This is a genomic window from Parageobacillus toebii NBRC 107807 (assembly GCF_003688615.2).
GTDB classification, from domain to species: Bacteria; Bacillota; Bacilli; order Bacillales; family Anoxybacillaceae; genus Parageobacillus_B; species Parageobacillus_B toebii.
Genome location: NZ_CP049703.1, coordinates 2,202,653 through 2,224,159 on the forward strand (window position 1 = coordinate 2,202,653; position 21,507 = coordinate 2,224,159).

The window sequence follows — 21,507 nt, forward strand, 5'->3', positions numbered from 1 at the left end:
AGATTAATCTGTAAAAAATGTTAAAGAAGATAATCACCTTTAAATACGAAAGCTCGGAGGGATTTTGTTGCTTGAAAATTTAAAGGAGATTCTAGAAATTTACTTCGATCAAAGGATGCGCTCATTAAGTTTAAGAACATTTTAGAACCTACTATTGAACAAGCAAAAGATGCCCATGAACGTCTTTATTGGCACCATATTTACGAAGAGGAAGAGCATCGTTTGGACCGTTTGAAGGCGCTATTGCCGAAACTGCAAGCGCAAGTTCAAAACAAGTCTTCTCTTTATTTTGCACTGTTCGGAAAAGGGACAGGCTGGCTGTATTTCATGCAGGCGGTCATGCTCGGAATCATCTGGGCGGCTGTTTTTTCCACACAAGGGACATTATTCTCTGAGCTGTTTCCAACCAAAGTCCGTTATACTGGGTTATCGGTTGGTTATCAGTTTGCCGCGGCCATTGTTGGTTTTGGACCTACGATTTGGACTTCAATGGCGAAAAAATTCGGCCCATCGCCGTGGATATTTGGCGGGTTCATGATGGCGGGGCTTGCTCTCTCTTTGGTACTAAGCGTGTTTGTGCCTGATACAACAAAAGCGGCCGCCTCGCGCTACGATGAAAGCGTGAATATTGTTAAAAGCTGACGAGCCGCGAAAATCGAACAGATCATTTTGTTCTTTATCTGCATAGGGGCAGGTTGAGGCTACAAAATTAATGGCTTAGGAGATAACTTCTTTCACGCAAAAACGCCGTGCTCTCTTAACAAGGAGAAGCGGCGTTTTTGCTTTTTTACATTGTGGATTCGGATGGACATTTGGTATGGATGCCTAAACCTAGACTGAAGGCACGTTATTACAAAGGTGGAGAAAAACAAGGCAGAAGTATTTTCTTTTCTACTGTTTTTCATACGCTATTTAGTAGTATTTTCTTTCAAAATTAGCTAAAATAATTATATAAATATTAAAAAAATAAAAATTATTTTTGTCAAAGCATAAATATGAATTGGCTAGTGTTCAGAAAAAAGTACGAGGAAGGAGTCCGGTTTCTATTTCTATTTGATATAGTTGGAAGCATAGCGCTTGCAAGCGCTTTGACCCATACATAAGTCAATAGTTAACAAGAAAATTTTATAATTAAAAACTAGGAAATAAAGGGGAGTTTCAAATGACCAACCAATCATCTAACGTGCGTGTAGCTGTTGTGCAAGCCGCTTCCGTGATTATGGATCGAGAAGCAAGTACAGAAAAAGCGATTTCGCTAACGCAACAAGCTGCAGAAAAAGGCGCAAATATCATCGTATTTCCGGAAGCTTTCATTCCAGCTTATCCAAGAGGGCTTACTTTTGGAACGACGGTCGGAAGCCGTTCACCAGAAGGACGAAAAGACTGGCTTCGTTACTGGGAAAACTCGGTAGCCGTACCAAGCGAAACAACAGAACTATTAGGAGAAGCAGCCCGTAAGGCGGGAGCCTATCTCGTTATCGGTGTAGTGGAAAGAGACAATGAGTTTAGTAGAGGCACTCTTTACTGCAGTGTTTTATTTTTTGGACCAGACGGCACTTTGCTTGGAAAACATCGAAAGCTAAAACCTACAGCCTCAGAACGAATCATTTGGGGGGAGGGGGATGGAAGCACGTTGCCTGTTTTCGATACCCCATACGGAAGGATAGGGGCGTTGATTTGTTGGGAGAACTATATGCCATTAGCGAGAGTAGCGATGTATGCCAAAGGGGTTCAAATTTATATTGCTCCAACGGCAGATGCTAGAGAGCTCTGGCAGTCTACGATTCGTCATATTGCAGCGGAAGGAAGATGTTTTGTACTGTCCTGCAATCAGTATGTCACGAAGGATATGTACCCGACTGATTTAGCCTGCTATGAAGAATTGGCCTCATCTCCTCACGAGATGTGCGTTGGAGGAAGCGCCATTGTAGGTCCATTAGGAAACTATATTAAGGAGCCTGTCTATGGCAAAGAAGACATTCTTATAGCCGATTTGGATTTGCGTGACATCGCCTATAGTCAATTTGATTTTGATGTAGTAGGGCATTACTCCAGGCCAGATGTATTTCAGCTTTTAGTGAATGAAGAGAAGAAAGATAGTGTAAAATGGGTATAATCTTACATTTCGCAACTGTAATTTTTGGTGAAGTGGTAGTCTATTCGTGAGGCATGAACCTCCTTGTGGAATGGTATGGCGACACATCTATTCTAACCAAGGAATTAGGTTCGTGTCTCTTTTTTATTTGTCTGTAGAGAATATGCTCTAGTACAGTTTCTTATTAATTGCTGGTTCTACTCACGCGCGTTCTCTAGCGTGGATTCAATGAAGCAATTAACAGTTCGGAAGAAATCTAAATATGGAATTTTTCATCTTTGTGACATGATTCGACAATATTTAAATAGAAAATGCTGATAGAATAATACATGAAGAAAGGATTGAAATCTATGGAAGCCGTATTAGTTTCATCATTAGAAGAGGTACTAGAAAATGTAAAACAGTTTAATAAAGATTTGCAAAATGAAACAGATATTGTTCAACAACTAACACAATTCAAACATTGGTATTACATTTCTGATTTGCAAGCTTTCGGTCCAAGCAAATATATAGGATATAAAGATATGAATACCGTCAAATATGCAAGAGGAAAAGGAAAAACAGGAATAGATACGGAAAAAGTGTTGAAGCAATGGTTTGTGAAGCTTCCAAAAGAATCTATTCGCAGCCAAGAATTGATGAGCGAGCTGGAAAAATTGCTTGAGCAATATGGAAAGAAAGTCCGCAGTAATGCGGTTATCCATGTATTAAAAAGAGAAGGGGGATGAAGTAAAGATGAAAATCGCACTAATTAGTTGTACGAAAAAAAAGAGAAGTTATCCTTGTGCGGCAAAGGAAATGTATGAACCATCTTCTTTATTTACCAAAGCGGTAGCATTTGTCGAGAAAAAAGGATATGACGATTGGTTTATTCTTTCCGCTAAATATGGATTGCTTCCAAAGGACATGGTCATTGATCCCTATGATGTGACGCTCAATCAAATGAAAGCGCCAGAAATAATAGCGTGGTCAGAGAAAGTATTTCAACAACTAAAAGCGATCCATCCAACAGAAGTCGATTTTTTCGCCGGTAAAAAATATCGGCATTATCTCATTCCAATGCTTGAAAGTCAAGGAATAAGATGCCGGGTACCGTTGCAAGGCATGAAAATCGGCGAACAACTCGAGTTTTATAATAAAGCGCTAAATGAAATTCATTCGTAGATAAGCGGATCGTTTCTTTTGTGTTCGTTTTTCCTTTCCTAAAGAGGCTCATTGTCAAAATACAACGATTATGGGGTAAAACTAATTGGATATATTTCAGTTAAAGATACCAACAACCATAAAAAATTGCCATACTACGATGAGAAGAAATAAAATAGCAAACAGTTTGTTCAGCAATAATGGCATACGGGATAAAATTTGTTGAATATAATAACAAAAACCAAGCATAAATAATCCACAATACTTATAAAAATAATCTAATACACTTTTTGGTTTAGCTTTGACAGCTGCATCATAATAAAAAAAGACAAGACGTTGGAAAAGGACAGATATTAATGCGAACATTATATTAGATGCTAGCCAAAATTGTACATAAGTGTACTAGGGTAAGGAATGTTGGCTGGGAGAAAAATTAAAGAAACTAGGGTAAAAATGATAAATGCAATAGCCATCCCCACCCATTCATTTCTTTCCCGTTTTTTTGTTATAGCCTGAATGATGCGATGTATGCTCAGTGTTGGTAGGTTAGGGACAAAGCAAGAGGGAAGAAACAGTAAAATAAAGAAAAGTTCAAAACCAGAGAAAAACGTGGAAAAGGTTACAAATGCATTATTTGTCCACTGATTTTTGTTGATTAGAAATAGAAATATAATGAATAAGAGAAAAAGGTGACTTTGCAAAAAGAAGCGAATGCCTCTTTTCAACGAAAATATTTCCGTTTCTTTATTTACTGGTGAGTTTGATTGTTGTTTGGCTTGAGAATGTGGAAGTCCATTTCTCATGGTATATATCTCCTTTTTGTTATTAATTATCATCTATTTGACAGTTATGACTAGCTTTCTGTCCTTAATTGAAAAAGTCTACAATAAATTTTTTTGCATTTGAAAATGAATTAGATATTGCTTCGTTTGCACTATCCCAAAACTCTTCAGTATCTTCAACACGCTCTTCAACCCATCGACCAGCTGTTTCTCCCCAGTCTTTTACAGTATCTTCAACAAACAACGAGCCAACAAAGCCGACCGTTGCGCCGATAGCACCGCCGATAAAAGTTCCTACACCAGGAGCGACCATTGATCCTATCAGTGCCCCAGTAGACGTTAATGCTGCGACACCTGCGTCAAGCCCTAATCCTGCTATAAACCTTCCAGTCTTTTCGAACATAGACTTGTTTTGATTCGTGTCACTAAAAAATTCGCCACTGTTTGTAATAACTGAGAAAAAGACAGCTATATACGGAATTTTAAATTGTGTGGCTGTTTTGCTAACGTCTATTTGAACTTTATATTGCTTTATTAAATTTTTATCAAAATATTGCTTTATTAAATTTTTATCAAAGGCCAGTATTTTATGATGTTGTTCTACGATTTTCCCAAAACTGATTCTATTTGTTTTCCCATGCAAACCGATAAGCTCACGTAAAACACCGCTTGGAGTATTGTGATATTTTGCTAAAGCTCTTTTAATGATATTGCTAGAGTTTTTATCTCCTTTTTCTAATAATTGATAGATTCTTTCTGCAAGCTTTGATTCGTATTTTTTATTTGCTCCTTTTACCCACGCTGGCGATGATTTGATAATAAAATTTCCTTTCGCATCTTTCGCTAAAGTTAATAAACCGGTACCGAGAACGTGAACTGCAAGTAATCCTTTTGCAACAGTAAGCCCGCCGTTGAATTTGCCAAGGGAATCCAGCCAGTCAGCGACGGCGCCCACAAAAGTGGAATCTCCATATTCATTCATCTTCCTTCAAAATAACTACTGTTTATAGAAAATATGGAATTCATTATATATTTTACACAGCGTTTGTTTTCCAAGAAATATGAAACAGGAAAATTAAGGATTTTGAATCATTTTCTTCATAAAAATATGATAAAAAAATACTTATTTGAATTTTGAAAAATCTGTTCAATCAGCCTGTATTTATAAAAGAAACGCGCTTGGGTGGGGAGATTTTGTGTGTCCGGTATGGGGGAGATATTCTATAGGAGGATGGTCCCGAGCCGTGAAGGCAGAAGCAGCTGCTAATCTAGCGCAAGGGTGTTCGTGGCGAAATGGAATCGGAAGGGAGCGGGCGGCAAACTTTCGGACTGAGGAAACTGAGGAATATGAACTTCATAGGAGGCCAGGTATTATTCAACAAAACAAAGCTCTTTTTATCGAAAGTGATGCCGAGTAAATCAAGCAGACGTATACTAAACGGTACGTACGGTGGTGTGAGACGGTCAGGAGCAGCCTAAGGACAATTGCTAATGTTGTATCATAAAAGGTTTTTAAGCTGTCTTATATGATTACAAGATTTTATCTAACAAATGACTAAAGTTGGGTTATAATTTAGATAAAAAATAAAAGCAAGGAGCACGAATATGAACAAATGTCTTCTATCTGTATCTGCACTTAGTTTTCTTCTGTTTCTTGCCATATGGGCCGCGGTGGAATCGGAAGCAACCAATGCGATGGATGAGCGGCTGCTGCAAATGTTTGATTCGTGGAACTGGCTTGACCACTTTACTGTATTAGGAAACAATTATACTATCGGCATTTTTAGCATTATTCTCGTGTTGTTTTTATGGCTTCGCAAGCGCGATTATTACGGCATGGCGCTTATGTTGGTTGCTGTCGGCGGCGGTTACGGGCTGAACACGTTCATAAAGGAACTTGTCGGGCGGGAGCGGCCGCCGTTTGCGCAAGGGGTGCACGGATTTAGCTTTCCGAGCGGCCACGCGATGGTCGGCAGCATTTATTTATTGTTGATTGCGTATTTTCTAAACAAAGAAGTAAAGAAAGCGTCACAACGGTGGGCAATTTTTTCCATTTTCGGCCTTCTTGCGCTATTGACAGGGCTTAGCCGCTTAAGCCTTCAAGTTCACTACCCGTCTGACGTTTTGGCAGGGCTTTTGTTAGGGATTGCTTATCTCTTCGCTTGCATTTCCGTTTACCAATTTTTTGTAGTGGAATGGATCCGTGCGAAGCAAAGGGAGCATTCAAAGGATGGGCAACATTGATTCGACAACGAAAGCCATGGATTTCCGTTGTTCACGTTTGTGAATGGAAGGTTAATCAAGAAGCCCTCATCTCGAAGCCGAGGGCAGATGGAGGAGGAAAGCGATCAAGCCTCGTTTCGTCGGCATGAGTAGGCAAGCAGGGGGGGCGTAGTGTTGTGAGAAACGTATATTTTTGTTTAGGAAGCTTGGTTTCTGTATGGTAAAATGGAAAGCAAAGAGTACTACATCAGAAACCATCTTTCACTATAAAATTTCCTTATGCTGTTTTTTCTTCGCGAAAGAATTTCCCCGATTGGTATGGAGGATAAAAAGTCTAGTCGTTTTCCGTCTAGACTTTTTTCTCCCGCATAAAGTGTGGTGAAAATGGAGGTATATGATTCGTTTTTTAAGGGGATGAAAGGATGGCAATACGTTTAGTAAGAACAGGCTATTTATTAGGTATAGCGTTGATATTGGCTGGCGTTATTTATTTTTTTGCGTCTAATTGGCAAGGTATGGATCGTTTAGCAAAGGCAGTATTAAGCATCGGCTTAATGGGATTATTTTACGGGTCGAGCGCTGTTTTTGCTTATGTCATGAAACGTCATGATTTTTTAGGCAGATGGCTGTTCGTCTGCGGGACGTTGGCGTTTGGCATTACACTCGCCTTGATCGGGCAGATTTATAACTCCCATGCCGACAGCTATTGGCTGTTTATCATTTGGCTCGTTCCAACGGTTGTGTTTGCATGGATCACGAAGTATGAAGTATTTTCGGTCATCAGTGTCGTGCTGCTGGAGCTGGCATGTTGGTTTTATTATTTTCCGTCTTCATACAGGATTGAGTGGAGCGAATGGCAGTCGTTTTTTCTGCTTGTGATGTTTGCTGTCATCAATGGCATTGTATGGATTTTTAGCCGCTCTTCCATTGTTGCTTATCTTGCGTATGCGGCGATGCACGGCTGGCTGTTTGTGACGGATGTGACGGGATTTTTATATGGCCGTGACGCGTGGTGGCCGTATGTGTATGCTCTGTTGTTTATAGGGTTCTTTTATTACTTTTTCGCCGTGGCGAAAAGACGGTCGTATGTGTTGCTAACGAGTTTATTTGCGGGGGCGTTTCTGATTGCGCAATATTTCCGCGTGATTGGCGAGCATTTTGAAGAGGGGTTTTTGCTTGGCGGGCTTGTGCTTGCGGCAGTCATTGTATATGGAAGTGTGTTTTTATTAAAACGGGTAAAGCATATTTCGAGCGAGAGCACAAAAGGAAGGATTTTTCTTATCATTTTCCAGTCTATTGTCACGTTTGTCGCTTCGCTGATTGCGGCTGCGAGCGTCATGGGGCTGTTGATGATATGGATGGAGTCGCTTTCGATGTATGTATTGTTTGCAATATCGGTCATGGGATTTGTCGCACCCGCGTTTTTGGGGAGGCGCTGGAATCCGACTGTGCGCTATACATTGCTTGCCGTCGGATATGGTCTTGGTTTGATGACAACGTGGAAAATCTCGCTTGTGCTGCTTACAGTTTATACGGCTACACTTTTTATTTGCTATGTGCAGTCGGCTGATGGTGGCATCCGCGCATTGACAAACATGGCCGTGTCGCTATATTCGGCCGTGATTCTCGATCAAGTAACGAATGAGGAGCGTCTTGTGCTGCTTGGTGTTGCCGCATTGAACGGGTGTCTATATTGGCTGGGCAGGCGCAGGAAAGAACCCCTTTTCTTGCCGCTCGTTTTAGGAATGGGCGCACTTCTCCTCTTAACAAGCATGGATGTCTTCGCAGCGGGTGCTTGGTATGTGGCTATCAACATTTTGTTTATCGCTGTCATTTTCACTTTTCTTTTTGCGCCGCTTTTCCAAAACGAACGATATGAGCAGCTTGTTGCCTGGGCATATTTTTGGCTGTATCTCGTGCTCAAGTATTATGAATTTGCCTGGAACTTGCTTGACAAGTCGATTAGTTTGATTATTGCAGGGCTTTTGTTTTTCATTGGAACCGCGGTATTGGAAAAACGAAAAGGGCTGCTGCCTGTTAGTCCTGCACAAGGACTGTATCGGAAATGGGCGCCGTTATTAGCGATTATGGTAGTGCAGGCCGTGTTTGCCGGGTACATGGTTTGGGATAAGGAGCAGCATTTGCGAAATGGAGAAGTAGTGAAGCTGGAATTGCAGCCGGTTGATCCCCGTTCGTTTTTACAGGGAGATTATATACGGTTATTTTATGATATTTCGACGATTCGGTCTTTAGACGGGAGCGGCAAAGTACAAGTAGTGCTGCGAAAGGATCAAGACGGCGTGCATCGCTTTGCGGATATTTATGCGATAAACGGGCAGCAACAAGAGGAGTATGTTCCGCAAGATGGCGATGTAATCCTCAATGGAACGTTTTACGGCAATACGGTCGTGTATGGAATTGAATCGTATTTTGTTCCGGAAGGAAAAGGGACAAAATGGCAGGAGAAGGCCCGCTTTGCCTATGTGCGCGTTAGTGAGGACGGAGATGCGCTGCTCGAAAAGATCAGCAGTGAATGAGGGAACCATTTCCTCATGAAAGGGAATATGTTTGGTAAAGCTAATTCGAAAAAGGAACTGTTCTTCGAATTAGCTTTTTCTTTTTCATAGAAAGGAAAACTTAGGGAAAATGTCCTAATCAAATCAGGAGTAAAGTGGTATATACAACTATACCATAAATTGCTATTCTATAAGAAATGAAAACCCTTCCAATATCTCTGCTTCAACATTTTTTGCCCCAAGAAAATGCACCAGGAGAAATACGTTTTTTCTATTATTTTGATGAAAAGGAGGCTGCTGATGAGCAATCGGTCTATTTCCATCGTTTTGTCATCTGTAATGTTAGGATCAGTCATCATTTCTTCGCCCCCACCTGTTTGACAGGCTCCCGCGCGTGGTAAATCCAAAAGAAGGATTTATCGCCACGGCGAACAACAAGGTGATAGGAAATCACTATCCATACCATATCAGCCACCACTGGGCGCAGCCATACCGTTATATGCGGATTGCGCAAGTGCTTGAAAGCAAAAATAATCTTCACGATCGAAGACATGAAAAAGCTGCAAATGGATCAAACCAACTTATGGGCGAAAGAATTTGTGCCGGTATTGGTGCAAGCGGTGGCTGGCAAACCGCTTTCCAAAATTGAGCGAAAGGCGCTTGATGAGCTGCGAAATTGGGATTATGTCGATCGCAAAGACGATGCCGCCCCACTGATTTTCCATCTGTGGATGAAAGAAATTCCGAAAGTTTTGTTCCGTAAAGATATTCCGCCGCAAGTGGATAAGCTGTTTGAAGAAAAACAGATCGTGGTTGACGAATTGTTGCGGCGGGCGGCGAAAGGAGATGTCTCGCCCCATGGTTTGCGGAAAACGGCGGATTTGCCCGTGTGCTTGCGACAGCGCTGCATCATGTCACCGACCAGTTGACGGAAAAATACGGGGCTGACCCGTCGAAGTGGAAGTGGGGAGACTATCATCAACTTTACTTTGCCCATCCGATGTCAAGTTCCTCCTCGTTGCTACAATTTTTCTTCAATCGGGAAAAGTCGGTTTCTGTCGGCGGCAACCAAGCAACGGTGCAGGCAGCGAGCTTCACGGACAAAGGCATTGTCAACCATGGCGCTTCCTGGCGGTTTGTCATCGATATAAACGATATCAAGCATGGCTACCATATCATCGGGCCTGGTCAGGCGGGGCATTTCAGCAGCCGCTGGTATCATGATCAAATCGATGACCGTCGAATATGATGCTTGGCGAACGAGGAAAATGGGCGTTGCTTGTCTACATTGGGGATACATTTTGGGATTATGTGGTGGTGGAAGTGAAATAACAGATTGGAGATAAACACCCTTTCCCTTCTCCTTAAAAGCAGGGGAAGGGTGTTTATATTTTCTATTATTCTCCGACATACCTTCGCAGCACACGATCGACCGCACTCCCGTATGTTTCCCCGAATAAGTTCAAATGCACAAGCAAATAGAAAAGCTGATATAATTGTTTTCGTTCGTGATAATCGGAAGAAAGCGGCATGAGTTCGTTATATGCCTCATAAAAGCGGCTAGGGAATCCGCCGAATAGTTCGGTAAAGGCGATTTCAAATTCATAGTGTCCGTAAAATACAGCGGGATCAATCAAATACGGAACGCCGTTTGCGCCAACGATCCAGTTTCCGCCCCAAAGATCGCCGTGCAGTAAAGATGGGGAGCACGTTTCAGGAAGCCATCGTTCAAGAGAAGCAAGGAGCTTCTCCAGCTTGTTTCTTCTGCGCGCTGGCATTTGCCCCTTTTGTTCGGCAAGTTCGATTTGCGGAAGCAGGCGGCATTCCCGGTAATAGTCGACCCAGTTTTCATACCATCCGTTTTTTTGGGGCAATAGCCCAATATAGTTGTCTTCCACAAACCCAAACGAAGGACCGTAACATTGATGAAGACGTGCGACGGCATAGCCGAGTTGTTCCGCGGTCTTGCTTGTTTCTTCTCCTTCAACCCATTCAAGAATAAGAAAGCCATAGTCATTTGTTTCTTTGACGCCATAAACAGAAGGAACGTTGATGGCATTCGCCTTGCGAAGCGTCTCAAGCCCCGTCGCTTCGCATTGGAAAAAGCGAGGCGGAAGGGAATGGCGGATTTTCACAAAGTACGGCTGCCGCTCGCTTTGGACGAAAAACGCCTCGTTAATATCTCCGCCGTATACCCGTTTGTATTGCAAGATGGCCGATGAATCGCCGATGTGTTGAAGCGCTTCTGCGATGATCGTTTCCGTTTTCATGAATCATTCCCCACTTTCCACTCACGCTCAATGTCGCGAAGGACGTCGCCGATTTTCCGCTCATGAATGACGATATCCGCAATATCATCGAATTCCGTCGGCTCCCAGTTTACAATAACGACTTTCGCACCGTTTCGTTTGGCAACAAGCGGCAGCTGATTAGCGGGCGATACTTGAAGCGAAGAACCGAGGACGATCAATAAATCGGCTTTTTGCGCTGCCTGCCATGCTTGTTCAATGGCGTCTTCTGGAAGCATTTCTCCAAATAGGACAACAGAAGGACGCAAAAAAACCGCCGCAGTCGCACTCGAATTGGTTATGCAAATATACTTCGCTGTCTAATGTGTTTCCACATCGCTGACAGTGGACCGTCCGAAGCGAGCCGTGCAGTTCAATGACGCGCTGGCTTCCTGCTTGCTGGTGAAAGCCGTCTACATTTTGCGTAATGATTTGTTTAATCAGCCCACTCCGTTCCCAGTCGGCTAAAATGGCATGTCCTTCGTGCGGTTTACACGATCGGAGGGTGCGGATGCGGTATTGATAAAATTCGATAAATGCTTCGCGATGATGTTCAAGAGCGTAGGTGCTTGCTAATTGTTGCGGATTAAAGCGATTCCATAAACCCGTCTTAGCCGAACGGAAGTCAGGGAGTCCGCTTTCCGTAGACATGCCCGCTCCTGTCAAGACTACGGCGTAACGGGATGACGATAACCATGAAGCAATCATGTTATTCCTCTCCTTTACAGAAAACTCGTTATTTCTATTTTACATGATGAGGCCGATTTTCCCTATTATCCTAATTTGACAAGCATTTTTCTTTTAATTTTTTCCATCTTTCGGTATGATAAAAGTGTAAGTAAAAATAGATAAGGAGGCATGATCATGAGCAAAAAAGTATTGATTGTAACCGGAGATGCGGTAGAAGCGCTAGAAGTATATTACCCATATTATCGTTTACTAGAAGAAGGATATGATGTAACGATTGCCGCGCCGAAGAAAAAGAAATTACAGACGGTTGTGCATGACTTTACTGGCTGGGATACATATGAAGAAAAACAAGCGTATCTTATTGAGGCGCACGCGGCATTTGCCGATATCGACCCAACGCAATATGATGGAATCGTTATTCCAGGTGGACGCGCGCCAGAATATATTCGTCTTGACGCCGATCTTCAACGCATTGTTAGACATTTCTTTGAAGCGAATAAACCGATCGCTGCGATTTGCCATGCGTCCCTTATTTTCGAAACGATGCCAGATTTGTTGAAAGGACGCAGCTTAACTGCATACATCGCTTGCAAACCAGGTGTGGAAGCACTTGGGGCAACGTATGTATCTGACAGCACAACACATGTCGACCAAAACCTCGTTTCTGCACATGCTTGGCCGGACTTGCCTGTCTTCATGCGTGAATTTATTCGTTTGCTTCAAAAATAATGATCAAATCCCCTCAAGGCAGCTTGAGGGGATTAATGTTTATATGGCCGCGTCTTTCGCCTGGGCTGCTTCTGCTTTTCGGGCGTTTGTTGCCAAGTATACCCCAATCAACACAAATGCACCGCCAATCAGTTGTGACGCGGAAATTTTTCCCCCTAATAAAAATGTGAACAACGCTGTAAATACGGCGATTAAGTTCAAATAAATGCCTGCGTAGCTTGGTCCAACCTTTTTGACAGACATGTTCCAAAATAAGAACGAAAAAACGGATGGAAACAAACAAATATAGCTGATGCCAATCCATCCTTTCCCGCTTAACTCGGCGAGCGGAATCGGCTGTAAGAAAAGAAACGGAAATAACAAAACAATGCTGAAAAATACGGAACAAGTAGTCGCAGTAATCGGGGGAACGGCTAATTTTTTTCCGATAATCGAATAAAGCGCCCACACTACACCAGCGATGAGCATCATTAAATCACCGCGGTTATAGCTCGTTTGGAAAATCCACTGCAGATGTCCGTTTGTTAAAATAAACAATACGCCGACTAGCGAAATGACAAAACCGATCACATTGATAAATGTCATCCGTTCTTTTAAAAGAAAATACGACATAATCACGATAATCGCCGGGTTCAATGCGTTGACAATCGCCGCATTCATCGGTGAGGTATATTCCAATGCTCCGTAAAGAAGCAGGTTATAGCCAATAATGCCAAGAATACCGGCGATGCTTAATGGCAGCCAAAATTGCTTCATGATTTCTCCATAGCGCGGTCGTTCCAAAAAATAGGAGATGGGAAGAAGAAATAAAAACGCAACACTCCAGCGGATGAATGTAAGCCATAGAGGGCTAATTTCTGCGATGACATATTTTCCAAATAGATAATTACCTGCCCAAAATAAGTTGGCTAACACTAAAAAGATTTTCTCTCTCATTCATTTCTCTCCTGTCTCGTCTTTTGATATTCCTTATTTTACTACATTTACTTCATGACGTGTTTGATATCCTGCATGTTGCTTCTTTTTTGAATGTTGTTTTATCTTTTCTGCATTTAGTGAATGGGAGTTTTCTCGGTATGATGTGTGTAATATGAGATTTTTTATGAATTGTGATAATATGATAAATACCATTAGCACCTTAGTATTAGTAAAGGAAGTGATAACGGTGACATTAACGATAAAAGTATATTCAGATTATGTATGTCCATTCTGTTTTTTAGCGGAAAAACCGCTACAAGAAGCAGCTGCGGGAAAAGACGTGCAAATTGAGTGGATGCCGTTCGAATTGCGTCCATACCCAAATGAAACGCTTCGTCCGGAAGGAGACTATCTACAAAAAACATGGGAACAGTATGTATATCCTATGGCGAAACAGATGGGAATTCCGATCGTACTTCCGAGAGTATCGCCACAGCCGTACACTCACCTTGCTTTCGAAGGATATCAGCATGCAAAAGAAAAGGGAAAAGCAAATGAATACAATCACCGTATGTTTACCGCCTTTTTCCAAGAAGAGCAGGACATTGGCGATATCGATGTGTTAACAAAGCTGGCAGGGGAAGTAGGACTCGATGAAAAAGAGTTTCGCCAAGCTCTTGAGACGCGCAAATACAAAGAAGCGCACCAACGCGCACTCAAGCATGCGTATGAAGAAGCGAACATCACCGCTGTTCCGACGTTTGTCATTGGGGATACGGTTCTTACCGGTGTCCGTTCGAAAGAAACGTTAGAAAAGATTATTGAAGAAGAAATGAAAAAACAATCATTTCGTGATTTTGGGGAAGGAATGGCTTGTGGAATAGACGGATGTTAATGTCAATGATGGATGTGTATCGTTTTTTTTTCGATAAGATAAGGGTTGTCTTTTTCCCTATATTGATATAACATGTGAACCGTGGGAGTTTTTTATATGGATAAAAATGTAAAAGAAAGGTAGAGTGTAATGGCATTACCAAGTGGCGCAACGATGAACATCACGATTCGTCTTCAATATGAAAAAGATCATGTCTCATTCAGCGATATCGCCGCTGCGATCGGAAAAGCAGGGGGAGATATCGTCGGGATTGATGTTATTTCATCTAGCAAAGTACATACCGTGCGTGATATCACCGTCAGTGCGTTAGATACAAAACAATGCGATTTAATTATTGCAGCGCTGAAAAAAATTCAGGGCGTTAAAATTATTCACGTATCAGATCGTACGTTTTGGATGCATATCGGTGGAAAAATCGAAACGAACTCGAAAATTCCGATAAAGACGCGTGATGACTTATCACGGGTTTATACGCCAGGGGTAGCGCGAGTATGTAAAGCCATTGCGGAAGACCCAAAAAAAGCATATTCCTTAACGATTAAGCGCAATACGGTGGCGGTCATTTCCGATGGTACAGCGGTGCTTGGGCTTGGCAATATCGGACCTTACGCGGCGATGCCAGTGATGGAAGGAAAAGCGATGTTGTTTAAGCAATTTGCGGGCGTCGATGCCTTCCCAATCTGCTTAGATACAAAAGATACAGAAGAAATTATTCAAATTGTGAAAGCGATTGCGCCAGCGTTTGGCGGCATTAACTTGGAAGATATTTCGGCGCCGCATTGCTTTGAAATAGAAAGACGGTTAAAAGAAGAGCTGGACATCCCTGTATTTCATGATGACCAACACGGAACAGCAGTGGTGCTGCTTGCGGGGCTATTAAATGCATTAAAAATTGTCGGCAAAAAACTAGAGGACATTAAAGTTGTCGTAACGGGAATCGGCGCCGCTGGAATTGCTTGTACGAAAATTTTGCTGGCAGCCGGTGTGCGCAATATTATCGGTGTAGACCGTCACGGTGCCATTCATCGCGACGAGAAGTACGATAACCCGTATTGGCAAGAATATGCGCAAATCACCAATCCAGATAACGAAAAAGGCAGTTTATCCGAGGTTATCGCGGGTGCGGACGTATTTATCGGCGTTTCCGCTCCAGGCATTTTAAAAGTCGATGATGTGAAAAAAATGGCGAAAGATCCAATCGTCTTTGCAATGGCCAATCCAGTGCCGGAAATCGATCCAGAACTGGCGGAGCCATACGTTCGCGTGATGGCGACAGGCCGTTCCGATTATCCGAACCAAATTAACAACGTTCTTTGCTTCCCAGGCATTTTCCGCGGTGCGCTCGATTGCCGCGCAAAAGAAATTAACGAAGAAATGAAACTCGCCGCAGCGAAAGCGATCGCTTCCGTTGTAACCGATGACGAGTTAAGCGAAACATATATTATTCCGAGCGTGTTTAATAACAAAGTGGTAGAACGAGTGAGACAAGCGGTTATTGAAGCGGCATATCGCACTGGCGTGGCGCGGAAAGATAACATTCCTTTAGGGGGATATATGGGAGAACAGAAGTAAAGGTTGTCGTTTGCACAGCTTTATTTCAGGCTGTTAACGAAATGAAATGGGTTTCAGACGAATGTCTGAAACCCATTTTTTGTAAAACCAGTGTATTTTGAAACGTAAATACATGCTCCCTCTCATTTTTTCACAAACTGACCTCAAGAAACTAATGGTTGTTCGCTCCAACCATGTGAGAAAAATATTTTCAAGGGGGAACCGTCTTCTTTGTGTTGCTTCTCATCCATTAGCTAGTAATGACTGAGTGGTTACTTATTTCGAAGGAACTTGACACGTTTATCATGGCAGAATGATAGATAAGAAAAAAGTCCCTATCGTCATCTGAAAAAACAGGAATATATCATGATTTATCCTTATTTTCCTTGTGCTACCATTTAAATAACGTATAAATGGGGGAGAGGAAATCAAGGTGTCGTTTTTATTGGAATCGATCGAAAAAGAAGTGAAACGCAGCGCCTATGAGACGATGATCGATTGCCTGAAATCCTATCAGGTGCAGGGCAAGAAAGCGATCGAGGAATTTCAACACGGCATCTGTGCATTTTATCGCGCAAATGACAAGTTGGTGTTATGTCAAGAAAATGGACATGTTAAACAGAGAAAAATAACTGAGCTATGCAGCTGCTTTTCTCTGATTATCGTAATATGCTGCCTCAATTCACATGGTGATCGGGTGGTATTTACATTTGTTTGAAAAAAAGAAACCCGCTAAACGGACGCCGTTTAGCGGGTTTGCATTTTTTTGATCGTTGTCAATACTGTTTCGGTGAACAACGCGTTTTGAGGATGTAGTTGTTCACATCAACCTGCTTTTTTCGCCATTTTATCTTTTTGTTTGGTTGTAAGATTCCAATAAATAGGAATTCCGGATAATGTGATTAACACAGAAAGAAAAGTATCGAGTGGCTGAGCGATGACGGTGCTTCCAATAATGTAAATCGCTCCTACAATCGCAACAATAGGCGTTACAGGATATAAAGGCACTTTATATAACGAATGATCGGACTTTTGATTTTTCCGCAACAAAAATACAGCGTAAAACGCTAAGCTGTAAAATGTGAAAACACTAAAAATGGCGATATCGGTCAAGCGATCAGGGCTGGTCATTAACATCATCGCCACAGCGATCGCTACTTGCAAAACGGTTGCTTGAACAGGAGTGTGAAACGTTGGGTGAACGCGTGATAAGAAACGAGCGCCAGGAAACAGTCCGTTTTCTGCCATCGCAAACGGCATGCGTGGGAATGTTAAAATTTTTCCATTTAAACAACCGAAAATGGAAATTAAAATGCCGATCGCAATTATTTTTCCGCCTACATCGCCAAATAGTAACGTTGCGGCTTCTTTTGCGGCGTTCGGGCCAAGCTCGACAATTTTACTAGCAGGAAGTACGTGAAGGATCGCGATATTAACGCCTAAGTAGCAGAGCATGACAATGACAATTCCAGTAATAATGGCTTTTGGCAATGTTTTCGCTGGATTTTTCATTTCGCCCGCCACAAACCCGACGTTCATCCAGCCGTCGTACGCCCAAAGCGTCGCTAATACGGCAGCGCCCATGCTGATTGCTTGGCTGCTTTCGCTTTCCATTCCGAACACAGGCACATCTCCTTGAACCATTCCAAACACGATAATAAGGAAGATCGGAAGCAGTTTTGCTAATGTTAACAAGCTTTGAACAGCTCCGCCATATTGTGTTCCTAGTATGTTAATAAGCGCAAGAAAAAGAACCGCTAAAATTCCGATCCATGTTTCCGTCTGTTTTGAAAAACCGAACACCCCTGCAAATAAGGAACCGAAGTATAATCCGAGCGCTCCGATCACCGCTGGGCCATAGATGATCGTTTGCATCCATCCGCATAAAAAGCCCCAAAACTTTCCGTACACCTCTTCTACATAAGCATATAGCCCTCCGGTTTTCGGAATTTTTACGCTCACTTCTGCGATCGTTAACCCGCTCGCTAATGTAATGATGCCACCGATGACCCATGCCCATAGGGCCATTGTCGAATCACCAGCGGCGGCGATGACAACTCCTGGTTTCATGAAAATGCCGGAACCGATGACCGTGCCGATGACTAAAGATGTTGCAACGATAAAGCCAATGCTTTTTCTTAATTCAGCCTGCTCCATTTTGTTCACCTCAAAAAGACAAATGTTTTTTCTATGAGTACAGGATCATTATAGCATAAGAGTAAGTAAATTATTATTTTTTAAAAATTTAAATATTATAGAGAATTAATTTCATTTCTTGACATCTTGACATGAACGAGTTTTTTGTACACGATGAAACATGTCATAATTTTCATGGTATAAATGGTATAGGAAAAATCTACAACGAATGATGTAGGGAGTCGCAGGGAAATGAATTGGATACGGTCACGTATTTTTTGGAAAATTTATATCATTAATTTAGTCGTTATTTTTGCTTTGCTAGCTTTAATGTTTATGATTGCTCGGATGTCTTTGCCACAAATCACAAAAGAGCAATATCGCCACATGACGGATAAAACCGTTTTGCGAATGAAAGAACAAATTGTTCAAATTGCTGAGGATTTAAATAAGTTTGAGCAATACGTGCAAGACGATCCGCATTTTCGGGTGAACGATGCCAAGCAATGGTCAAAAGGGCTTGAACATATTATTAAAATTTCTCCTTACATTGATAGTGCTACAATATTAGATTCGAACGGATATGTGAAAGGGTTTTATCCTAAGGACTTGAGGCATCTATTAAACTATAACTTAAGTAAGCGTGAATACTTCCAACAAGCGCTGCGAACGAAAAAAGCTTACTTCAGCGATGTCGTCTCCGCAGATACAGGACGTTATTTACTCGTCATTTCTGTTCCTGTTTTAAATGAACAGAATGAAGTGGAGAGAGTCGTCAACTTATCGATGCGAATTGAACAAAATAATCTATTTCGATCCATTGTTCGAAGTTTTCAAATTGGTGAACATGGCTATACGTTCATCGTCGATCGCAATGGGAACATTATTTCTCATCCATCGAAAAAGAGAATCGGCGATAATGTTGCTGAAAATGCCGTTGTACAAAAATTGCTTCAAGGACAATCAGGCTATGAAGAAGTCGTCAATACAGAGGGAGTGGCGATGCTTGCTTCCTATGCGTATATTCCGATTTTACAATGGGGTGTTGTTGCGCAAGTGCCTGTTTCGGAGATTTATAAACCTTATGTGTTGTTTGAAAAGGCACTTTGGTTTGCTTCTATTACTGCATTTTTCATTTTATCTCTTTTAACAGCGCTCTATGCCCATCAAATTGTCCATCCGATTCGCCGGTTGTGTGATGTGGCAGAAGCGGTCGCAAAAGGAAAAAAACATGTTCGCGCAGACGAAACTGATCGAACGGAAATTGGTATACTCGCAAAGCGCTTCAATTACATGATTGATTCTATTCAACAGTCGGAAGAACTGTTGCGAAAATCGGAAAAACTAGCGGTTGTCGGTGAATTGGCGGCGGGGGTTGCCCATGAAATCCGCAATCCATTAACATCACTGAAAGGGTTTATTCAGCTTTTAAAAGAGGGAGAACGCAATCAGACGTATTTCGATATAATTGAAGCGGAATTAGAGCGATTAAACGAAATTGTCGATGAGTTTTTATTGCTTGGCAAGCCGCATCCAACAAAAAAAGCATACAGCCGCGTATCGGAAATGTTACAACATGTGATGAAGCTTCTCGAAGGACAAGCGCTATTGCATCATGTGACGGTTCAATATTTCGTTGATGAACAACTTCCGCTGCTTTATTGTGACGAAAATCAATTGAAACAAGTGTTCATCAACATCATCAAAAACGCCATTGAAGCGATGCCAAATGGTGGAATATTACGGATCGAAGCGAAACAACGACTAGATTCGATTCTCATTTGCATCACAGACGAAGGCTGCGGCATACCGAAAGAGCGAATGGCCAAGCTTGGTGAACCGTTCTACAGTACCAAAGAAAAAGGGACAGGACTAGGGCTAATGGTGAGTTTTAAAATCGTGGAAGCGCATGGTGGCAAAATGAAGATCCATAGCGAAGAAGGAAAAGGAACGACCGTGTGTTTGATTTTTCCGATTTCCTCAAAGCAGGAGGACTGAGTGAAAGGATCAGTCCTTTTTCTCTTTTTAAATTATCATTTTAAATTATCATTCACGCAACAAAAATTTGATGTGGGCATAAGGCGAACAGTACCTGGCACGGTACCGTCAAGAATTTTGTGTAATGTAAATGGGGTAGGGTTTCTCTGAAATGGATTTGAATTGATAGGGGACTGATTTTCTCCACACAGGAGACTGAATATTCAGTCTCCTGTGTGGAAAGGGAGAATCCCCCTATTTTGTTTATTTACAACATTTGGTTAACAATAACGTTCCTCAAACATTCGCGCGAGGGCTTCATGCTATTCGGCAAATCCTCTTAACTTTCGCCCTGCCCATTTCTCATTAAAATCTTGAATGGTCAAATACACGACTTTTTCCGCAACTTCTAAACTGCTCAAACTGTTCATCGGCTTTAGACGTTTCCGAATCTCTTTGATCGTTCGTTCGATGGCATTCGTCGTGTAAATCACACTTCGAATACTGCTTGGATCATCCATAAATGTAAGGAGGACATCCAACTCATTGGCCCAAGATTGGACTTCCCTTGGGTACTTGTGAGACCATTTGGATTCAAACTGTTGAAACATCTCCAATGCGATTTCTTTATTCGGAGAACGATAAATGAGTTTCAGATCCTCCGCCATTTCGAATTGGTCTTTTTTCCGAACACGATTTAGGGTGCTGCGGACTTTGTGAACGACACAACGCTGCACATCCGCTTTCGGATAAACGGCCCGAAAAGCTTCCTCCAGCCCCGGAAGACCATCAAATACGCCCAGAAGCACTTCCTTGACGCCTCTTTGGTAGAGGTGTTGAAGAATTTCCTGCCATACATAGGCGCTTTCTTGTCCTCCCACAAAGAAATCAAGAATTTCGCGATATCCTTCTTCGTTCACCCCTAACACCACATAAATGACTTCTTTCTCCACGGTTTCGCGACGAAGTTTTACGTATAAACCATCCAAATATAAGACGGAATAACGCTTGTGCAGTGGACGAGTGTGCCATTTCTCGATGTCTTCCTTCACGACATCGGTAATACGGCTGATCGTTGCAGGAGAATAGGCATTGCCTAAAATTCGTTCCATAAACTTGCCAATTTCACGCGTACTCATGCCACTTTGATACATCCTAATGATGGCTTCCTCCAGCCAGCCGGTGTGGCGTTGGTAAGGAGCGAACAATTGGGTTTGAAATTCTCCGTTTCGGTCTCTAGGGACCAAAAGACCTTCCATCCGACCATATTGCGTATCTAGATTTCGTTGATAGTAGCCGTTTCTCATATTTGATGTTCCGGCTTGTTCTATTTCGAGGAAATTCTTGATTTCTTCCCGCATGATCAGTTCTAATTTTTCCTTTACAAACTGACGAATGACACTTTCCAGTTGATTTGCCCAGTCGACATTCGGTATACTTTTAGACATAGGTAGGGTTCTCCTTTCTCTGGAATGTTTGGGTTCAATCAGAGAATACCCTACCTTTTTTCTTTTGTTCTAGCAAAATGCTTTACACAAAATTTTATACATCATCGCTAGTGATG

At 42.1% G+C, this 21,507-nt stretch carries 19 protein-coding genes and 3 pseudogenes; 15 read left to right on the plus strand and 7 right to left on the minus strand.

Annotation, left to right across the window (positions count from 1 at the left end; all coding sequences use genetic code 11):
- Nucleotides 1–153: 153 nt before the first annotated feature.
- The 5 genes and pseudogenes from DER53_RS17740 to DER53_RS11330 form a co-directional block, all read left to right on the plus strand.
- Nucleotides 154–222, plus strand: a pseudogene (locus DER53_RS17740) (IMEF encapsulin system ferritin-like cargo protein); the annotation flags it as partial.
- Nucleotides 223–642: an MFS transporter gene (locus DER53_RS11315; RefSeq protein ID WP_062755395.1), complete on the plus strand. Its 420-nt coding sequence runs from the start codon at nucleotides 223–225 to the stop codon at nucleotides 640–642.
- Nucleotides 643–1,162: 520 nt separating this feature from the next.
- Nucleotides 1,163–2,116, plus strand: coding sequence for a carbon-nitrogen hydrolase family protein (locus DER53_RS11320; protein ID WP_062755393.1), 954 nt, complete (start codon nucleotides 1,163–1,165; stop codon nucleotides 2,114–2,116).
- Nucleotides 2,117–2,445: 329 nt separating this feature from the next.
- The gene (locus DER53_RS11325; protein WP_015863665.1) at nucleotides 2,446–2,823 is read left to right on the plus strand and encodes a hypothetical protein; all 378 of its coding nucleotides are present in this window, start codon (nucleotides 2,446–2,448) and stop codon (nucleotides 2,821–2,823) included.
- A 7-nt stretch (nucleotides 2,824–2,830) separates the two neighbouring features.
- Nucleotides 2,831–3,259 carry a DUF6884 domain-containing protein gene (locus tag DER53_RS11330; RefSeq protein WP_062755391.1) on the plus strand — a complete coding sequence of 143 codons (429 nt, stop codon included), beginning with the start codon at nucleotides 2,831–2,833 and terminating at the stop codon, nucleotides 3,257–3,259.
- A gap of 356 nt (nucleotides 3,260–3,615) precedes the next feature.
- Here DER53_RS11330 and DER53_RS17355 read toward each other — a convergent pair whose 3' ends face one another.
- Nucleotides 3,616–4,041, minus strand: coding sequence for a hypothetical protein (locus DER53_RS17355; RefSeq protein ID WP_244319564.1), 426 nt, complete (start codon nucleotides 4,039–4,041; stop codon nucleotides 3,616–3,618).
- 64 nt (nucleotides 4,042–4,105) lie between these two features.
- On the minus strand, nucleotides 4,106–5,002 hold the full coding sequence (locus DER53_RS11340; RefSeq protein WP_062755389.1) for a hypothetical protein: 897 nt from the start codon (nucleotides 5,000–5,002) through the stop codon (nucleotides 4,106–4,108).
- Between the two features lie 623 nt (nucleotides 5,003–5,625).
- Between DER53_RS11340 and DER53_RS11345 the strand changes: the two genes are divergently transcribed.
- The 5 genes and pseudogenes from DER53_RS11345 (at nucleotide 5,626) to DER53_RS17585 (ending at nucleotide 10,008) form a co-directional block, all read left to right on the plus strand.
- Nucleotides 5,626–6,264 carry a phosphatase PAP2 family protein gene (locus tag DER53_RS11345; RefSeq protein ID WP_062755387.1) on the plus strand — a complete coding sequence of 213 codons (639 nt, stop codon included), beginning with the start codon at nucleotides 5,626–5,628 and terminating at the stop codon, nucleotides 6,262–6,264.
- 401 nt (nucleotides 6,265–6,665) lie between these two features.
- Nucleotides 6,666–8,780 (plus strand): GDYXXLXY domain-containing protein, encoded by a 2,115-nt coding sequence (locus DER53_RS11350; protein WP_062755385.1) that lies wholly within the window; start codon nucleotides 6,666–6,668, stop codon nucleotides 8,778–8,780.
- 373 nt (nucleotides 8,781–9,153) lie between these two features.
- A pseudogene (locus tag DER53_RS17830) lies at nucleotides 9,154–9,210 on the plus strand (hypothetical protein); the annotation flags it as partial.
- A 67-nt stretch (nucleotides 9,211–9,277) separates the two neighbouring features.
- Complete coding sequence (locus DER53_RS17580; RefSeq protein WP_062755383.1) at nucleotides 9,278–9,688, plus strand: penicillin acylase family protein; 411 nt, start codon at nucleotides 9,278–9,280, stop codon at nucleotides 9,686–9,688.
- Nucleotides 9,649–10,008, plus strand: a complete 360-nt coding sequence (locus DER53_RS17585; RefSeq protein ID WP_073968007.1) for a penicillin acylase family protein — start codon at nucleotides 9,649–9,651, stop codon at nucleotides 10,006–10,008. The genes DER53_RS17580 and DER53_RS17585 overlap by 40 nt, the downstream gene beginning before the upstream one ends.
- A gap of 148 nt (nucleotides 10,009–10,156) precedes the next feature.
- Here DER53_RS17585 and DER53_RS11370 read toward each other — a convergent pair whose 3' ends face one another.
- Both DER53_RS11370 and DER53_RS11375 read right to left on the minus strand, forming a co-directional pair.
- Entirely contained in the window at nucleotides 10,157–11,029 is an 873-nt protein-coding gene (locus DER53_RS11370; protein ID WP_062755379.1) for a fructosamine kinase family protein, read from the minus strand.
- Nucleotides 11,026–11,755: pseudogene (locus tag DER53_RS11375) on the minus strand (NAD-dependent deacylase). Before DER53_RS11375 ends, DER53_RS11370 begins: the two are co-directional and overlap by 4 nt.
- A gap of 156 nt (nucleotides 11,756–11,911) precedes the next feature.
- Here DER53_RS11375 and DER53_RS11380 point away from each other — a divergent pair.
- Entirely contained in the window at nucleotides 11,912–12,466 is a 555-nt protein-coding gene (locus tag DER53_RS11380; protein WP_015863676.1) for a DJ-1/PfpI family protein, read from the plus strand.
- Nucleotides 12,467–12,505: 39 nt separating this feature from the next.
- Here the strand turns inward: DER53_RS11380 and DER53_RS11385 are convergent, their stop codons facing one another.
- Nucleotides 12,506–13,402, minus strand: coding sequence for a DMT family transporter (locus DER53_RS11385; RefSeq protein ID WP_062755377.1), 897 nt, complete (start codon nucleotides 13,400–13,402; stop codon nucleotides 12,506–12,508).
- A 229-nt stretch (nucleotides 13,403–13,631) separates the two neighbouring features.
- Between DER53_RS11385 and DER53_RS11390 the strand changes: the two genes are divergently transcribed.
- From DER53_RS11390 to DER53_RS17365, 3 genes are all read left to right on the plus strand, one after another.
- Nucleotides 13,632–14,279, plus strand: coding sequence for a DsbA family oxidoreductase (locus DER53_RS11390; protein ID WP_062755375.1), 648 nt, complete (start codon nucleotides 13,632–13,634; stop codon nucleotides 14,277–14,279).
- A 129-nt stretch (nucleotides 14,280–14,408) separates the two neighbouring features.
- Nucleotides 14,409–15,851, plus strand: a complete 1,443-nt coding sequence (locus DER53_RS11395; protein WP_062755373.1) for an NAD-dependent malic enzyme — start codon at nucleotides 14,409–14,411, stop codon at nucleotides 15,849–15,851.
- Nucleotides 15,852–16,275: 424 nt separating this feature from the next.
- Complete coding sequence (locus DER53_RS17365; RefSeq protein ID WP_221215263.1) at nucleotides 16,276–16,548, plus strand: hypothetical protein; 273 nt, start codon at nucleotides 16,276–16,278, stop codon at nucleotides 16,546–16,548.
- 107 nt (nucleotides 16,549–16,655) lie between these two features.
- Here the strand turns inward: DER53_RS17365 and DER53_RS11405 are convergent, their stop codons facing one another.
- Nucleotides 16,656–17,987: an APC family permease gene (locus DER53_RS11405; RefSeq protein ID WP_062755372.1), complete on the minus strand. Its 1,332-nt coding sequence runs from the start codon at nucleotides 17,985–17,987 to the stop codon at nucleotides 16,656–16,658.
- A 231-nt stretch (nucleotides 17,988–18,218) separates the two neighbouring features.
- Between DER53_RS11405 and DER53_RS11410 the strand changes: the two genes are divergently transcribed.
- Nucleotides 18,219–19,964 (plus strand): cache domain-containing protein, encoded by a 1,746-nt coding sequence (locus tag DER53_RS11410; protein ID WP_062755370.1) that lies wholly within the window; start codon nucleotides 18,219–18,221, stop codon nucleotides 19,962–19,964.
- Nucleotides 19,965–20,266: 302 nt separating this feature from the next.
- Here DER53_RS11410 and DER53_RS11415 read toward each other — a convergent pair whose 3' ends face one another.
- Complete coding sequence (locus tag DER53_RS11415; protein ID WP_062755368.1) at nucleotides 20,267–21,391, minus strand: IS256 family transposase; 1,125 nt, start codon at nucleotides 21,389–21,391, stop codon at nucleotides 20,267–20,269.
- Nucleotides 21,392–21,507 lie beyond the last annotated feature (116 nt).

Excerpts from the sequence above, each read along its gene's own strand:
- DER53_RS11320 (WP_062755393.1), top strand. The coding sequence starts at position 1,163 with ATGACCAACCAATCATCTAACGTGCGTGTAGCTGTTGTGCAAGCCGCT.
- DER53_RS11325 (WP_015863665.1), top strand. The coding sequence starts at position 2,446 with ATGGAAGCCGTATTAGTTTCATCATTAGAAGAGGTACTAGAAAATGTA.
- DER53_RS11330 (WP_062755391.1), top strand. The coding sequence starts at position 2,831 with ATGAAAATCGCACTAATTAGTTGTACGAAAAAAAAGAGAAGTTATCCT.
- DER53_RS17355 (WP_244319564.1), bottom strand. The coding sequence starts at position 4,041 with ATGAGAAATGGACTTCCACATTCTCAAGCCAAACAACAATCAAACTCA.
- DER53_RS11340 (WP_062755389.1), bottom strand. The coding sequence starts at position 5,002 with ATGAATGAATATGGAGATTCCACTTTTGTGGGCGCCGTCGCTGACTGG.
- DER53_RS11345 (WP_062755387.1), top strand. The coding sequence starts at position 5,626 with ATGAACAAATGTCTTCTATCTGTATCTGCACTTAGTTTTCTTCTGTTT.
- DER53_RS11350 (WP_062755385.1), top strand. The coding sequence starts at position 6,666 with ATGGCAATACGTTTAGTAAGAACAGGCTATTTATTAGGTATAGCGTTG.
- DER53_RS11370 (WP_062755379.1), bottom strand. The coding sequence starts at position 11,029 with ATGAAAACGGAAACGATCATCGCAGAAGCGCTTCAACACATCGGCGAT.
- DER53_RS11380 (WP_015863676.1), top strand. The coding sequence starts at position 11,912 with ATGAGCAAAAAAGTATTGATTGTAACCGGAGATGCGGTAGAAGCGCTA.
- DER53_RS11385 (WP_062755377.1), bottom strand. The coding sequence starts at position 13,402 with ATGAGAGAGAAAATCTTTTTAGTGTTAGCCAACTTATTTTGGGCAGGT.
- DER53_RS11395 (WP_062755373.1), top strand. The coding sequence starts at position 14,409 with ATGGCATTACCAAGTGGCGCAACGATGAACATCACGATTCGTCTTCAA.
- DER53_RS11405 (WP_062755372.1), bottom strand. The coding sequence starts at position 17,987 with ATGGAGCAGGCTGAATTAAGAAAAAGCATTGGCTTTATCGTTGCAACA.
- DER53_RS11410 (WP_062755370.1), top strand. The coding sequence starts at position 18,219 with ATGAATTGGATACGGTCACGTATTTTTTGGAAAATTTATATCATTAAT.
- DER53_RS11415 (WP_062755368.1), bottom strand. The coding sequence starts at position 21,391 with ATGTCTAAAAGTATACCGAATGTCGACTGGGCAAATCAACTGGAAAGT.